The 15,075-nt window shown below is 58.7% G+C and carries 12 protein-coding genes, 1 tRNA gene and 1 pseudogene; 3 read left to right on the top strand and 11 right to left on the bottom strand.

The genetic code is table 11. From position 1 onward, the window contains the following. Position 1: 1 nt before the first annotated feature. The 8 genes and pseudogenes from BMZ63_RS00385 to tatA form a co-directional block, all read right to left on the bottom strand. On the bottom strand, positions 2 to 832 hold the full coding sequence (locus BMZ63_RS00385; protein ID WP_091700256.1) for an ABC transporter permease: 831 nt from the start codon (positions 830 to 832) through the stop codon (positions 2 to 4). Beyond that, positions 829 to 1,761 (bottom strand): ABC transporter ATP-binding protein, encoded by a 933-nt coding sequence (locus tag BMZ63_RS00390; protein WP_091700258.1) that lies wholly within the window; start codon positions 1,759 to 1,761, stop codon positions 829 to 831. The genes BMZ63_RS00385 and BMZ63_RS00390 overlap by 4 nt, the downstream gene beginning before the upstream one ends. Beyond that, positions 1,758 to 3,026, bottom strand: a complete 1,269-nt coding sequence (locus tag BMZ63_RS00395; RefSeq protein WP_091700260.1) for a nitrous oxide reductase family maturation protein NosD — start codon at positions 3,024 to 3,026, stop codon at positions 1,758 to 1,760. Before BMZ63_RS00395 ends, BMZ63_RS00390 begins: the two co-directional genes overlap by 4 nt. A 108-nt stretch (positions 3,027 to 3,134) precedes the next feature. Further along, positions 3,135 to 5,012, bottom strand: a complete 1,878-nt coding sequence (gene nosZ, locus BMZ63_RS00400) for a TAT-dependent nitrous-oxide reductase (protein ID WP_227663637.1) — start codon at positions 5,010 to 5,012, stop codon at positions 3,135 to 3,137. An 82-nt stretch (positions 5,013 to 5,094) separates the two neighbouring features. Beyond that, the gene (gene nosR / locus BMZ63_RS00405; protein ID WP_091700264.1) at positions 5,095 to 7,206 is read right to left on the bottom strand and encodes a transcriptional regulator NosR; all 2,112 of its coding nucleotides are present in this window, start codon (positions 7,204 to 7,206) and stop codon (positions 5,095 to 5,097) included. Between the two features lie 248 nt (positions 7,207 to 7,454). Beyond that, positions 7,455 to 8,240, bottom strand: coding sequence for a twin-arginine translocase subunit TatC (tatC, locus tag BMZ63_RS00410; RefSeq protein ID WP_091700266.1), 786 nt, complete (start codon positions 8,238 to 8,240; stop codon positions 7,455 to 7,457). Between the two features lie 111 nt (positions 8,241 to 8,351). Next, positions 8,352 to 8,628 (bottom strand): annotated as a pseudogene (tatB, locus tag BMZ63_RS00415) (Sec-independent protein translocase protein TatB); the annotation flags it as partial. Positions 8,629 to 8,639: 11 nt separating this feature from the next. Beyond that, positions 8,640 to 8,873 carry a twin-arginine translocase TatA/TatE family subunit gene (gene tatA / locus BMZ63_RS00420; RefSeq protein ID WP_091700270.1) on the bottom strand — a complete coding sequence of 78 codons (234 nt, stop codon included), beginning with the start codon at positions 8,871 to 8,873 and terminating at the stop codon, positions 8,640 to 8,642. Between the two features lie 261 nt (positions 8,874 to 9,134). Here tatA and BMZ63_RS00425 point away from each other — a divergent pair. The 3 genes from BMZ63_RS00425 (at position 9,135) to msrB (ending at position 11,485) form a co-directional block, all read left to right on the top strand. Beyond that, positions 9,135 to 9,211, top strand: a tRNA-Met gene (locus tag BMZ63_RS00425). A 113-nt stretch (positions 9,212 to 9,324) separates the two neighbouring features. After that, positions 9,325 to 10,236 carry a methyl-accepting chemotaxis protein gene (locus BMZ63_RS00430; RefSeq protein ID WP_091700272.1) on the top strand — a complete coding sequence of 304 codons (912 nt, stop codon included), beginning with the start codon at positions 9,325 to 9,327 and terminating at the stop codon, positions 10,234 to 10,236. Positions 10,237 to 10,273: 37 nt separating this feature from the next. Further along, positions 10,274 to 11,485, top strand: coding sequence for a peptide-methionine (R)-S-oxide reductase MsrB (gene msrB / locus BMZ63_RS00435; protein ID WP_091700274.1), 1,212 nt, complete (start codon positions 10,274 to 10,276; stop codon positions 11,483 to 11,485). 4 nt (positions 11,486 to 11,489) lie between these two features. Here msrB and ilvD read toward each other — a convergent pair whose 3' ends face one another. From ilvD to lpxB, 3 genes are read right to left on the bottom strand one after another with little or no spacing between them, the layout of a single operon-like run. Further along, a complete protein-coding gene (ilvD, locus tag BMZ63_RS00440) occupies positions 11,490 to 13,166 on the bottom strand; it encodes a dihydroxy-acid dehydratase (protein ID WP_091700276.1) in 1,677 nt (558 codons plus the stop codon). A gap of 31 nt (positions 13,167 to 13,197) precedes the next feature. Continuing rightward, positions 13,198 to 13,866 (bottom strand): ribonuclease HII, encoded by a 669-nt coding sequence (gene rnhB / locus BMZ63_RS00445; protein WP_091700278.1) that lies wholly within the window; start codon positions 13,864 to 13,866, stop codon positions 13,198 to 13,200. Beyond that, entirely contained in the window at positions 13,866 to 15,035 is a 1,170-nt protein-coding gene (lpxB, locus tag BMZ63_RS00450) for a lipid-A-disaccharide synthase (protein WP_091700914.1), read from the bottom strand. Before lpxB ends, rnhB begins: the two co-directional genes overlap by 1 nt. Between the last annotated feature and the right edge of the window lie 40 nt (positions 15,036 to 15,075).

Below are 15,075 nucleotides of genomic sequence, written 5' to 3' on the forward strand. Positions count from 1 at the left end.
CTCAGATTCGACGATTACGGAAAAGCAGCAGGGCGGCGGCCAGTGGCAGGACGCACCACATCACCAGAGCCAGCCACAGGCCGGCGGGGCCAACGGGCAGGTCAGCCCCCAGGCTCAATACACCGCTCAAGGGCTCACTACCGCTAAAGGCCACAATGTTGAGCAGGCGGTAGATGTCTGTGGGGTTGAGCATCAGCAACCAGGGCATGAGTTCCGGGTTCAGCGTGCCCTCGCTGGCCACCAGCCCCCCCAACAGCATGAGATCGAAGATGAGCACAAAGAAAAACCAGATGGTCAGGGCAAGCCCCGCCGCCACCGGCTTTTCGCTCACCCGGACACTGACCAGATAAGCCAATGCAATAAACCCCAGTCCCAACAGAATGGTGGAGCCAATAAACCGGCCCATAGCGGTCGCCAGGCTGACGATGGCCACCTCCTCCACCAGCAGGGCAATGGCCACCCCGGCCACCCCAAAACCAATCACCGTTGCCAGGCCCAGGGTCAGGCCGTGGCCCAGGAACTTGCCCAGCAGCAGTTGGCTGCGGCTGAGGGGATAGGTCATCAGCAACAGTAGCGTGCCTCCCTCTTCCTCACCCACAACAGCATCGTAGGCAAGCAGCAGGGCAATCAGAGGAATGAGGAAAATCCCCAGGCTGGCCAGGCTGGCAATCGTGGCCGGCGTGGAGGCATAACCAACCTGCCCGGCGGCCGCTGCACCGAACCAGGCGATACCAAGCGCCAGGGTTGCGAACACGAAGGAGATAGCCACCAGCCAACGGTTGCGAAGGCTGTCACTCAACTCTTTTCGGGCGATGGTCCATACGGCGTTCATTGGGCCCCTCCCCGGTGGGCGAGACCGCCATCACCGATAAAGTGTACATAGATATCCTCCAGACTCGGCTGGTGGATAGACAAATCAGCAATCGCCCCCGATGCCATTAAACCCTGCAATAACGACATCTTTTGTTGTGGGGCAACCTCCACAGTCAAGCGCCCGTCCCCTTGCCTGACCACGACCTCATGCCCACGGGTGGCGGAATTGACGGCCGTTTCCAGAGCCTCAACATCCCCCGCGGGCGTCAGGTCCAGAGTTACCGGCATATCCGCCTGTCTGCGCAATGACGGCAGGTCGCCAACGGCTTTCAGTGCGCCAGAGGTCAGAATGGCCGCGCGGTCGATATAGGGTTCCACCCCCGGCAACACATGGGAGCACAGCACAATACCAGTGCCTTCATCGCGCAATTGCCGCAACAGCCGGTAAAGGTCTGCGGTTGCGACCGGGTCCAGCCCTACCGTGGGTTCATCGAGCATCAGCAACCGGGGTTTCCCCAGTAGCGCCTGGGCCAGCCCGAGACGCTGTCGCATGCCCTTTGAGTAGGTACGGGTGCGGGCGTCCATGGCATCCGCCAGGCCCACCTGTGACAGCAGTTCCGGCACCTGGGCGGGCGACGCGCCCTTCAGTCGGGCAAAATGAGCCAGGATTTCCCGTCCGGTCAACTGCGGATAGAACATGACATTTTCGGGCAGATAGCCGATATGCTGGCTCACCCTTGGGTCGCCCGCCTCGCCTCCAAGTACGGACAACCTGCCCGCACTTGGTGTCATCAGCCCCAGAATCAGTTTGATGGTGGTGGTCTTGCCGGCGCCGTTATGGCCGAAAAGCCCCAGAATCTCTCCGGGCTCCAACTGGAGAGTCACATCCTGCAGGACCGTCTCCCGGTCATATCGATGGCTGATGGTATCCAGCTCAAAACAGTTCATCGGGTCTCCAATTGCAGAGGTTCGGGAATGCTCATGAGGGGATGCGGGTCACTCACCCCGGCCGCTTTGACAACCGGGAAAGCCTCCTGCACCCAGCGCAGGGTATCCACGGCCGGGCTGAACATCAGGACTTTGGCCTCCGGATACTTCCAGAGCAGCCGGTCCACGTTGTCGTTGGGTTCATAGGGCACATCACCGACACCGTCCTGGTCCCGGTCCCAGCCCAGATAGTCACTCCAGTAGTTGCCTTTGCCCTCGCTGGCCCAGGTCTGGGGCCGGGTGGCAACGTACTTGACCTGCCGCTGGTTATTCACAAAGGCATTACCAGACACCTGGTTATCCTCGGAGCCGGCGGTCAGGTGAATACCGATATTGCTGTTGGCAAAAAGGTTGCCTTCAAAGGTGTTGTATAGGGAGTTGTAGATAAACAGGGCCTTGCCCTCGGCGCCGTCAATGGAGACCCCGGCAGACTGGCCCTGGGACACTCCGGTCACCACATTGCCTCTCAGTTCCGACTGGGTAATGAAATTCATCAGGATGCCGTAGTTCTCGTCATTCTCGGACCGGTTGTTGATCACCCGCAGGCGTTTGCTCTGCATCAGCGCATAGCCGGTACGGGTCCCCCGGGTTACATTGTTCTCCAGGAGATTATCCATGGAATACATGTAATGGATGCCGTAGCGAAGATCTGTCATCACATTGCCGCGCAGGGTGTTGTGATTGGAGGTCTCGATGTAAATGGCATCGCGGGTCTGACTAATGTCATTACCTTCGATCAGCGCCCCGGTGGTATTGAACAGATGGATACCATTACCGCGATCCTGGGAACGAAGGCTGTCATCCCCCCGGATACGGTTGTTGCGCACGGTGACATCCGGCGTTGCATCCAGCCAGATACCGAACGCCGCCCCCTGCAGGCGATTATTTTCGACGACTGCCCCACGGGCTTCCCGGGCTACAAAAATCCCCGCATCCAGCTCGTTCAGATCGCTGCCCCAGTTGCGGACGAAACATCCGGAGAGGGTCACCTCCCGGGCAATAATGTCCACGGCACTGCCCTGCCCGCCGGCATCTATTACCGTGTCGGGATGACAGGACACATTCACCCCGGGCACCCGGATGGCCAGCGACGGAACCTGCCCGGCAGGCAGCTCGAAGGCGTCCCCCGGCTCCAGGGCGTTCAACTGCTCCTGCAGGTTCGCGTGTGCGGTCAGCGATAACAGGGCGACGATCAGGGCCACTCCATAACGCAAAGGTGAATACATCAACGCCCCTCGGAAACGAAAGTTATCTTCGGTCAACACCGAAGCTGGGCAAGCCAATTCAAGGACATACCGGAGCCCCCGAAGGAGCCCCGGCATACCAGCGGCCTATCAGGCCTTCTCGACCAGCATGCGACCACGCATTTCCATGTGCAGCGCATGACAGAACCAGTTGCAGTAGTACCAGTGAACCCCCGGACGATCCGCCACAAAGGTTACCGACGATGTCTGCTGCGGGCTGATTTCCATGCTCACACCATGGTTGACCATGCAGAAGCCGTGAGTCACGTCCTCGATGGTATCCAGGTTGGTCACATAGACAGTCACCTCGTCACCCTGCTTCACCTTGAACTCGGTCAGGTTGAACTGGGGGGCGACTGACGTCATGTATACCCGCACCTTGTTACCATCACGGATGACCTTGTTGTCGAGCTCCAGAGTGATGCCATCCTTTTCAGCCTGTTCACGGGCAGAGGCAAAGAACGGGTCTTTGCGGTCCCAGATTTTCTTGGTCTGGGTAATCTGGTCACGGCGCAACAGGATGCAATCATGGGGTTCGGCGAAGGTCGGGCCATCGTGCACCAGCTTCATCTCTTCACCGGAGATATCGATCAACTGATCGTTTTCCGGGTGCAGCGGACCGGCAGGCAGGAAGCGGTCCTTGGAGAACTTGGACAGCACCACCAGCCACTTGCCATCAGCATCACGTGATTCGGTCAGGGAAGCGTGGTTATGGCCAGGCTGGTAGTGAACATCCAGTTTCTGGCGGATGTAGTTCACCTTCTCGCCATTGTAATTCCTGATCGCATCGGCAATGTTCCACTTAACCACCTGGCTGTCGATGAACAACGTGGTGTAGGCGTTGCCCTTGCCATCGTAGGTTGTGTGCAGCGGCCCAAGCCCCAGCTCCGGCTCGGCCACCACGGTATCCCGAGGTTCGATCTTGCTGTCGAACAGATCGTCCAGCTTGTCGATGGCAATGATGGAGACGGTCGGAGACAGCTTGCCGTTGGCAATGAAGTATTTGCCGTCCGGCGAGGTGTTAAGACCGTGCGGGTTTTTCGGCACCGGAATGTAACGGGTCAGCTCAGAACCCTGGCGACCGTCGACCACTGGCACCTTGGAATCACCCAGGGTCTTGTAGTTGCCGCTCTTTACAGCCTGTTCGATGCGCTCGATGTTGAACACAACCGCCCAGTCGCGGTCATTGCGCATGGTGCCGGCCAGATCCAGCGCCTTCTCGGAGTTGTAACAGGTTGCGCAGGCATACTTGCCGGTGTAGTCGGCATCAACGTTATCCAGGTTACCATCGACAATTACCTGGAAGGCCACCTCCATGGTCTCGGCGTCCAGCGCGTTGAACATGGTGAAACTGCTTTCCAGACTGGTGTCGCTGCCGTCGTTCGGGTGCGGGATTACGTATTCGGCATTACAGAAGACATAGTTGGTCTTCGGTACTTTCTGCAGGCGCAGACCGTGGATCGCCTGGACGTTGGGGATCGTGGTGATCTTGTCGCACTTCATGATATCGAGCCGGATACGCGCCACGCGGGTATTGGCTTTATCATTGATAAACAGGTACTTGCCGTCGTAACGGCCGTCTGTCATGGAAATGTGCGGGTGGTGGCAGTCACCGTTCTGGTGGGTGTTGTCATGGCCCAGAACGTCCTTACTCTCATTGGTCAGGCCCCAGCCAGTGGCGGAGTCCACATTGAATACCGGAATGCGCATGATCTCACGCATGGACGGGACGCCCAGCACCCTCACCTCACCGGAATGACCGCCACTCCAGAAACCGTAATACTCATCCAGTTCGCCGGGGTGAATGACATAATTGTTACGCGCTTCTTCCGATGCCGCGGCAAAAGCCTCCCTGGACATGACCGCGGTGCCCAGACCGGAGGCACCCGCCACACCAGCCAGGGCTGCAGCCCCCATGAACCGGCGGCGGCTCAGGCCACCTTCAGCCGGTTCCGGCGCGTCTTTCATCAGTTCGTCTCGTTTTTTCATAGCCTATTACTCCGTTTCTATTATGACGGTTCTTGGTTTTCAGGTTTTCGGGTACTGCTGCTTACTCCACTTGGGCTACCGGAATCTGCTCCGGGTGCCCGGGGGCGTTGTGACCACGGCGCTTGCCACGCCGCTTGACGATCAGCGGCGGACACTTGTGGTCATCGAAATAGGTCATCTGACAATCCAGGCAGTAGTGGCATTCCATGTAGTTGATGCGGCCATCGGGGTGAATGGCCTGGACCTCACACTCCTTGTCACAGAGCCGACAGGGATTACCGCATTCCTTGCGCCGCTTGAGCCAGTCGAACACCCGGAGCTTGGTTGGCAGTGCCAGTGCCGCGCCCAGAGGGCAGAGGTAACGGCAGTAGACCTTGCGGGTGAACAGGTTGACCACCAGAAGAGCCACGGCATAGAGAACAAAGGGCCAGCTGCGGGCGAAATGCAGGGTAATGGCCGTTTTGAAAGGCTCCACTTCGGCCATCTGCTCTGCGGTACCCATGGCCTCAAGAGAGACCCCGAACAACACCAGCAGAATGATGTACTTGATGGCCCAGAGCCGCTCGTGCCAGGCAAAAGGTACGGTGTACTGGGGAATCTTCAGCTTCCGGGCAATCTCGTTGAGCAATTCCTGCAGCGCGCCGAAGGGGCACAACCAGCCGCAGTAAACCGCCCGGCCCCAAAGCAGCACGATGCCCGCGACCACCGCCCAGAGGACAAAGATGATCGGATCGATCAGGAAGGTCTCCCAGCTGAAACCACTGATCAGGCTGTTGACGAATGTCAGTACATTGACAATGGATAACTGCCCGAGGGCATACCAGCCAATAAAGACCAGGGTGTAAACCAGAAACCCGTGCCGGATCCAGCGCATCATCCGGGGCTTTCTCACCAGCCAGTCCTGGAAAAACAGGATGAACAGCAGAACGGCAATTCCAACTCCCAGCACCGTGATCTGGAACTGTTTCTGATACCAGACCTGCACCCACATCGGCTGGGATTCCAGCCACTCTTCCTCGGTGACCACCGGTTCGGGGCGAGTGTAGTAGGTATCCGGCAACTGGTACTCCAGGGGAAACACCTGGAACTCGCTGTCCAACGGGCCTGTCTGGCGCTTTACCGTGAGCTCCAGGGTCCAGGGCGTACCGGGATCAAAGTTGTACTGTTGCCGGATGATAAAGATCGCCATTTCATTGAAATCCGGCATACCCTCGGCATAAACATCGCTCAGGCGATAGTAATCCAGGTCCCGGAAGTTGAAGGTGTCACCGAACTGACGGATCTGGATGCGATCAAAAATGCCGCCGCGGACGTACCCCGACCCCTTGAACGAATAATCCCCGTTGGCCATGACGGCAATAGCGTGCTCCCCGGGTTTCAGTTCCGCTTTCAACCGGCGGTACTGGTTTTCCCCCAGCAAATTACGGCCGATTGTCGGGACATCCAGGTAGGTGGCATACAGGTCTATCAGGGTGTCTTCCCGTTCTGCCTGTGAGGCCTCGTCAATGCCTTCAGCGGGCGTGCCCAAAAACGCATCGTCCACCTGGCCCCGGGTAAGGCGAAGCCGTCGTACCGCGCCGTTTCCGGTCAATTCCTCCCAGGTTCGGGGCTGAAACCCGTCGCTCCGGATCTGCGCCATCGGTGGCCGGCTGGACGCACCACCTTCAATCACGCCAAGTTCCACGCCCACCCTGTGTGCCGTGCGCATCAGTACTTCGTTGATCACCATGACGGTCACCGTGGCTCCGGAGACACCATCAACAGCGACCTTCCGCTCATTCGACGTGCCACCAACAGTGACTTTCTGGTCGGCTTTCAGGCCAACGTACTGATCGGTGAATTCGTGCAGTTTGCGCTCAGGAATACCGACGAGCAGGATGGGTTCGTGATGTTCTATAACCCGGGCAGCGCGGATTTTTCCCTCCGGATCAAGGACCACAACCGCATTGACCGGCTTGCCGGAATAGGCTGGCGTCTGAACAAAGTCCAGGCTCTGGTAGACATAGCCTTTAAGCTTTTCACCGGCATAGAGGGCCTGGATGGCCCGGTTTTCTTCCAGCGGCTGGTAACGGGTTACTTCCGGGAAGGTCTTTTCAATAACCTGACGACCGGCCACCGGCTCATAGCCGGAAACAGGCGCCGCCTGCAGTGCCGTGGCGGAAAAACCACCCATCAGGAGACATAACAGCAAAATCCTGACAACCAGCGTCACACGACCTCCCCAGCGTAATATTGCATTGCATCCAATCCAATCCGCGTTAACTTCAATTCAAATGCCTCTTTTCGAATTCATTCATAAAAAATGTCTGTTAAAAAATACTAAAACGCCGCATCGGGAAAATCGCTCCCTCTATGGAGGTAGAATCCGGGCAACCTGCAGGGAATTGATTCAGCTCAATCCGTCAAGAATCAGTGCCGGCCTTATTCTCCTTGCTGTCGCTCTTCACTGACCGCATCCGCCTCCCGGTATGCCAGGCGGCCGAATACGATGCCGAACTCAAACAAAATCCACATGGGAACAGCCAACAGGGTCTGGGAGATGATGTCTGGCGGGGTCAGCATCATGCCAATCACGAAACAGGCCACCACGACATACGGACGCTTGGCCGCCAGATCCTGTGGCGTGGTAGCACCCGAGAGTATGAGAAGTACGGTGGCGATGGGGATTTCAAAGGCAATGCCGAAGGCGAAGAACATCTTGAGCACGAAGTTCAGATAGCTGTTGATGTCGGGCAATTCGACAATGCCCTCCGGCCCGATCGCTGTGAAGAACCCGAACACCAGCGGAAAAACGACAAAGTAGGCAAACAGCGCTCCGGCATAGAAAAGAATGACCGAAGTGAACAACAGTGGGAACGCCAGACGCTTCTCATGGACATAAAGACCCGGCGCAATGAAGCTCCATATCTGGAACAGCACATAGGGAATGGCGGCGAACACTGACAGCACCAGGGCCAGCTTCAGGGGCGCGAAAAACGGCGAGGTAATGTCGGTGGCGATCATGGTCTGGCCAACCGGCAGCAATTCTCGCAACGGCTCCGACAGCAACAGATAAAGCTCGTTGGCAAACGGATAGATCGCCGCAAAACAGATAGCCACGGCCACCACCACTTTCAGTAGCCGACTGCGCAACTCCAGCAGGTGCTCGATCAGAGGCATTTCCCGCTGTTCGGGAGGCGATTGTTGGACATTAGTGTGGGCGGTCATGGGTGTGGTCGAATGAAAACTCTGGTGGTTAGGAGATTGCCCGGGAGTTGCTGTCCAGGCGATTGTCGGCGGCCGGTGTGTTGCTCGCCTGGTCGGGGCCCTTATCGGATACGATCATCTGTTCGTACTGTTTGGCTTCATCCAGCGCGCCCCGGACGGTTTTCTGCACATCTTCAAGGCCGACATCACCGGCCTTGCGGAGCTGTTCATGCAGCTCCTCGGCCTTGAGCTGACGGTCCAGCTCGGAGGTGAACTCGCCAACCATTCGACGTGCCCCGCCAACCCAGCGCCCGGCAGCACGAGCTGCCGTTGGTAGTCGCTCGGGCCCCAACACCATCAGCGCAATCACACCGCTGATCAGCAGTTCCAGAAAGCCGATATCGAACATTCAGGCGGCACTTAGCCTTGCTTTTCCCGGAACGTCTGCTCGGCATCTGCCGTCTGAGCGTCCCGGAATTCCAGAGCTTCCGGGTCGCCGGATGTGCTCCCGTCCTCATTCATGGACTTCTTGAAACCGCGGATGGCACCACCCAGATCCGTGCCGATACCCCGCAGTTTCTTGGTTCCGAACAACAGGATGACAATGGTGAGAACGATCAGAAGCTGCCAGATGCTGATACCGCCGATACCCATGGGAAATCCTCATTTGAATATTTCAGATGGAATTCAGTGTACGCCAGTGCCTGACAGCGCCGGAATTCCTCCTTTGGGGTACCTAATCCAGGGAGCTGACGCAGCGCCGGCGGTAGAAGGCCCCGCCGGCTGAGCGAGTTACTTACCGGTGATTGACCGTTCAGCTGCTCTGGAAAGGAGGAAACACTTGACACGCCCTACTCCCATCTGTACTATTCGCACCACGTTGATCGGGGGACACCGGTTAACAACCAGTTTTGATGCGGGGTGGAGCAGTCTGGTAGCTCGTCGGGCTCATAACCCGAAGGTCGTTGGTTCGAATCCAGCCCCCGCTACCAATTGAACGAAAAAGGCCAGCTTTTGCTGGCCTTTTTTTGTTTGTGCAGAATAAAGTCCCACCTGAACCCGCCCTGTTACACGACAGAGATTTGAGGCAGCTCAACAGTTCCTGTTGTCCTACACGCTGATTTTTCTGTGCGCCCTGGGTTCGGCCTCCTTTCTGTACTTCAGCACCGATGCAGGCGAAGCGAAATCGCTGAATGTGGCCGGCGCTCAGCGCATGCTCAGCCAGCGGGTTGCCAAGGAAGTACAAATGGTCGCCGCTGGTGTGGAAGATCGCACCCAGGCACAACAAACCATTGAACAGTGGGAGCGCGCCCACCAATGGTTGCTCAATGGCAGCGAAGAGGCCGGCGTACGGGATGTGGCAAAACAAATCGATGACAGCACAACCCGCGCCGCTGACGTGATCGGGCAGGCCCAACAGGGCGTGGAACAGCAACAGTCCGACACTGACCAGGTGGCCACAGCGGTTAATGAGATGAGCGCCACGGTCCAGGAAGTCGCCCGCAACACCAGTGAGACAGCGGAAGCCTCCGCGCGAGCCGATGACCGGGCAGGATCCGGCCAGAAAACGCTGTCCGATGCCGCCGCGATGGTTCAGGCACTTTCCGGTCGCATGGGCGAATTGCAACAACTCACCACATGGCTGCAGGAAGAGAGCAAAGAAGTAGGCACCGTGCTGTCGGTCATCACCGATATTGCAGACCAGACCAACCTGCTGGCCCTGAACGCCGCTATTGAGGCGGCACGCGCCGGCGAAGCCGGGCGCGGATTTGCGGTAGTCGCCGACGAGGTTCACGGACTGGCCCGCCGGACTCAGGAATCCATCGGCAAGATTGGTGATATCGTCGACCGCTTTCAGTCAGGCACGGGCGAAGTTGCCAAAGCCATGCTCAAAGGCCAGGATGAAGCCCATCATGGCGCGGATGCCATGAGCGAGGCCGAGAGCACTCTGGGCAATAAACCAACTGCTTTGGGCCCACGGGGAATTATCTCCCGTTGCGTGGGTCAAAGCAGTTAACCGCCTTTGCACGATCCAGAGGATTCAAGACGTGTCTATGAACTTTTCCTCCCTTCGCCTAAAGCTGCTACTGGTCGCAGGCCTTGCCATTCTGACCGGCTGTCAGGCGGGCACCACCAATGCAGAATCCGCTGACAGCTCTTTCGCTCCCGATGCCCCATCCCTGGAAGTCGCAACCTTTGCCGGAGGCTGCTTCTGGTGCGTGGAAGCGGGATTTGAAAAAATCCCGGGCGTGGTGGAAGCCGTGTCCGGCTACAGCGGTGGCACTGAAAAGGACCCCACCTACGAACAGGTTTCCCGTGGCCAGACCGGACACACAGAAGCCGTACAGGTTTACTATGATCCGGATAAAATCACCTACGAAGGCCTGTTGCAGGGCCTGTGGCGCATGATGGACCCGACCGACGCCAACGGCCAGTTTGTCGACCGGGGCAAACAGTATCGTCCGGCGATCTTCTATCACGACAACGAACAGAAACAGCTGGCCCGGGCGTCAAAGCAGGCCCTGGCAGAATCGGGGCGTTATGACGACCCGGTGGTGATCGAGATTGTGCCCTTTGAGAGCTTTTACGAGGCCGAGGCCTACCATCAGAACTATTACAAGGAAAATCCGGTCCGCTATAAGGTATACACCTACAACTCCGGCCGGTACCAGTTCATCGAAAAGGTCTGGGGCGACGATCAGGAAATCGATTACAGCCAGTTCCGCCCGGAGACATCCGGCGATGCCGACGAGGCGCAGCCCCCTGCTGCTGACAGGCACAGCGCCAAAGGCTTTGACGCCAGCCGTTTCCAGATGCCCTCGGACGAAGAATTGAAAGAGCGACTGACCCCGCTGCAATACAAGGTCACCCAGGAAGACGGCACGGAGAGAGCCTTCGACAACCCTTACGATCAGGAAAAACGGGCCGGTCTTTACGTGGACATCGTTTCCGGAGAGCCGCTGTTCTCTTCCAGCGACAAGTACGACTCAGGCACCGGATGGCCCAGCTTTGTCCGGCCCATCCACTCAGATGCGGTGGTGGAAAAGGAAGACCGGAGCTGGTTCGGGGTGCGTACGGAAATCCGCAGTGCGGTGGCTGACTCCCATCTGGGTCATGTATTCACCGACGGCCCGGACCCAACCGGGCTGCGCTACTGCATGAACTCCGCCGCCATGCGCTTCATCCCCAAGGAAGACCTGGAGGAGGAAGGCTATGGCGAGTACGTGGACCAGGTCGGCCCACCGATGGATGTGGGTAAAAACTGACGGGTCAGGGCAGGTCCGTCACCGCGCCGGTTGAGGCGGAGCTGACCGTCCTGGCGTACTTGGCCAGCACGCCCCGGGTTACGCGGGGCGACGGCGCCTGCCAGGCCTTCTGCCGACGCTCCATTTCCTGCTCGGACACATCCAGAGAGATGGTATTGTTCACGGCATCGATGGTAATGGTGTCACCCTCCTCAACCAGTGCGATCGGACCACCCACCGCGGCTTCCGGGGTAATGTGCCCCACCACAAAGCCATGGCTGCCACCGGAGAACCGGCCGTCGGTGATCAAGGCAACGTCATTGCCCAACCCCTTGCCCATAATCGCAGAGGTGGGGCTGAGCATTTCCCGCATGCCCGGGCCGCCCTTTGGCCCCTCGTAACGAATCACCAGCACATCACCGGCCACCACCGTGTTGTCCAGAATACGCGCCTGGGCCTCTTCCTCGGAATGAAACACCCGGGCCCGACCAGAAAAGTGCGTGCCTTCCTTGCCGGTAATCTTGGCCACCGAACCCTCCGGGGCCAGGTTGCCGTATAGAATCCGCAAATGGCTATCCGGTTTTATGGGGTTTTCAAAGGCGTGAATGATCTGCTGGTCTTCCGGATAGGGTTCAACATCCGCCAGATTGTCCGCCAATGTGCGCCCGGTAACGGTCAGGCAATCGCCGTGCAATAGCCCACGCTCGAGCAACATTTTCATCAAGGGCTGAATGCCGCCAATGGCCACCAGCTCCGACATCATGTAATGCCCCGAGGGTCGCAGGTCGGCCAGCACCGGCACCTGTTTGCCGATACGCACAAAGTCATCCAGCGAAAGCTCCACGCCCATGGTGTTGGCCATCGCCAGCAAGTGCAGCACCGCGTTGGTGGAACCACCCAGCGCGATCACCACGGTTATGGCATTCTCGAACGCCTGGCGGGTCATGATGTCGGAGGGCTTGATGTCATGCTCCAGCAGTTTGAGAACCGCCTCACCGGCCGCCTCACAGTCCGCCACCTTGGTTTGCGACACCGCGTTCTGCGCGGAGCTGCCCGGCAAACTCATGCCCATGGCCTCAATGGCGGAAGCCATGGTGTTGGCCGTATACATACCGCCGCAGGAACCCGGCCCCGGAATGGCCGTTTCCTCGATCTGTTTGACGTCGATCAGATCCATATTGCCCCGGGCGTGGGCGCCCACCGCCTCGAACACAGAGATGATGTCCGTATGGTTCTCACCCGGCTGGATGGTGCCGCCGTAAACAAATACCGATGGGCGGTCCAGCCGTGCCAGACCCATCATGCATCCGGGCATATTTTTGTCACAGCCACCGATGGCCACCAGGCCGTCAAAGCCCTCGCAGCCGGCCACGGTTTCAATGGAATCGGCAATCACCTCCCGGGACACCAGGGAATATTTCATGCCCTCGGTGCCATTGGCGATGCCGTCTGAAATGGTGATGGTGTTGAAAATCAGGCTCTTGCCACCGGCCCGGTCGGCCCCACTGGAAGCATGGCGGGCCAGGCCATCGATGTGCATATTGCACGGGGTGAGGTTGCTCCAGGTGGAGGCAATACCAATCTGGGGCTTGCGGAAGTCTTCATCCTGAAACCCCACCGCGCGGAGCATGGCGCGACTGGCGGATTTGTTGATGCCATCGACCACCGGGGCCGAATGGCGTCGCCGTTTATCGGTTGTCATGAACACTGCCTCCCTTATCGGTTGCGCTGCGTTAGTCGACACCCTCGAACAGATCTTCGGGAAAATCCGCCTCCGGAAGCTGGAACATGCCAACGTTCTCCAGGGCCTCGTTCACTGGCCGGAACGAACGCCGATGCTCGGGCGTTACGCCCAGCCGGTTCAGCGCTTCGAGGTGTACTGGCGTAGGATAGCCCTTATGGCCTGCCAGGCCAAAACCTGGGTATTGCGCGTCAAGCGCCACCATTTCCCTGTCCCGGGTGACTTTTGCCAGTATCGACGCCGCACTGATGGCCGCGACACGGCTGTCCCCCTTCACCACTGGCTCCGAAGGCCAGTGCCATTTCGGGCAACGGTTACCATCCACCAACACATATTCGGGCTTGATGGCCAGGCCATCCACTGCCCGCTGCATCGCCACCATGGTGGCCTGGTAGATGTTCAGTTGATCAATTTCATGGGCTTCGCAACGCCCCAGGCTCCAGCAGGCGGCCTTTTCAATAATCTCATCGTACAGTGCCAGGCGTTTTTTCTCGGTCAGTTTTTTCGAATCCGCCAGCCCGGCAATCGGTTGTTCCGGATCCAGAATCACCGCCGCCGTAACTACGGCGCCAATCAACGGCCCACGCCCGACTTCGTCCACACCGGCCAGACGCCAGCCAGTGTAGTGGCATTCAAAAGGTGGCAGGGGTTGGGCAGCCATCAGCGCGACCTCTCCAACAAACCGGAAATGGCCTCGGCGGCTTTTTCATCCGCGCCCTGGCGCAGGCTTTCGTGGAGTTCGGTGAAGGCGGTCTGCAGGCGGGTTCTTTCCTGTTCGTTTTCCAGTCGCTCAAGAACGGCCTCGCCCAGGGCATCCGCAGTGGCATCGTCCTGCAACAACTCGGGTACCAGTGGCTGTTTTGCCAACAGGTTGGGCAACGCCACCCAGGGCACCTTCACCAGTTTCGAGAGCAGTTTGTAACTGAGGTTGCTCAACCGGTACCCCACCACCATGGGCTTTTTCAGCAACATGGCCTCCAGGGTGGCGGTGCCCGAGGCCAGCAATACCACGTCGCTGGCCGCCATCACTTCCCGGGAACGCCCCTGCACCAGTGTGACCGGCAGTTTCACCGCCAGCGATTCCACCAGCGCCTGGATCTGTTTTTGCCGGTCCCGGTTCACACAGGGAATCACCAGTTGAATATCCGGGCGGCGTTCCTGTAACCAGCGGGCAGCTTCCAGGAACAGGGTGCCCAGCCGCTCCACTTCCCCTCCCCGGCTACCGGGAAGGATGGCCAACACCGGTTTGTCCGCGTCAAGAGCCAGCGACTCACGCGCGCCGGCGGTATCGGTATGCATGGCAATACGATCGGCCAGGGGGTGCCCCACAAACGCCACCGGCACCCCGTGTTCTTCATAGAAGCGCGCTTCAAACGGGAACAGCGTCAGCATAAGATCCACTGATTTGGCAATCTTGAAGATCCGCTTCTGCCGCCAGGCCCAGACCGAGGGGCTGACATAATGGACAGAGGGAATGCCCGCCTCTCGGCAACGGCGTTCAACGGTCAGGGTAAAATCCGGGGAGTCGATACCAATCACCACATCCGGGCGATTGGAGAAGAAATAATCGAGCAGGCGGGCGCGAATGGCAAACAGTTCGCGAATGCGCCCCAGCACTTCCACCAGCCCCATCACCGACAAACGCTCCATTGGCACCAGGGACTGGAAGCCTTCGGCAATCATCTCGTCACCACCAATGCCGACAAAACGGGCACCGGGGTAGCGTTTACGCAAGGAGCGAATCAGGCCGGCCCCAAGGATATCGCCGGAAGCTTCTCCGGCGACAATCCCGATCAGCGGCGCATTGGCGGGTCTGCGGGTGGTGTTGATGGAAGTAAGAGAGGGTAAGCTCAACGCACTGCCCCGACGA

This window comes from Marinobacter persicus (assembly GCF_900114155.1).
GTDB classification, from domain to species: domain Bacteria; phylum Pseudomonadota; class Gammaproteobacteria; order Pseudomonadales; family Oleiphilaceae; genus Marinobacter; species Marinobacter persicus.

Bases quoted from the DNA above. Each gene is read 5' to 3' on its own strand.
- msrB (WP_091700274.1), top strand. From the start codon at position 10,274: ATGAACTTTTCCTCCCTTCGCCTAAAGCTGCTACTGGTCGCAGGCCTT.
- BMZ63_RS00385 (WP_091700256.1), bottom strand. From the start codon at position 832: ATGAACGCCGTATGGACCATCGCCCGAAAAGAGTTGAGTGACAGCCTT.
- tatA (WP_091700270.1), bottom strand. From the start codon at position 8,873: ATGGGTATCGGCGGTATCAGCATCTGGCAGCTTCTGATCGTTCTCACC.
- BMZ63_RS00395 (WP_091700260.1), bottom strand. From the start codon at position 3,026: ATGTATTCACCTTTGCGTTATGGAGTGGCCCTGATCGTCGCCCTGTTA.
- ilvD (WP_091700276.1), bottom strand. From the start codon at position 13,166: ATGACAACCGATAAACGGCGACGCCATTCGGCCCCGGTGGTCGATGGC.
- BMZ63_RS00390 (WP_091700258.1), bottom strand. From the start codon at position 1,761: ATGAACTGTTTTGAGCTGGATACCATCAGCCATCGATATGACCGGGAG.
- nosZ (WP_227663637.1), bottom strand. From the start codon at position 5,012: ATGAAAGACGCGCCGGAACCGGCTGAAGGTGGCCTGAGCCGCCGCCGG.
- tatC (WP_091700266.1), bottom strand. From the start codon at position 8,240: ATGACCGCCCACACTAATGTCCAACAATCGCCTCCCGAACAGCGGGAA.
- rnhB (WP_091700278.1), bottom strand. From the start codon at position 13,866: ATGGCTGCCCAACCCCTGCCACCTTTTGAATGCCACTACACTGGCTGG.
- nosR (WP_091700264.1), bottom strand. From the start codon at position 7,206: ATGGGTGGTTTTTCCGCCACGGCACTGCAGGCGGCGCCTGTTTCCGGC.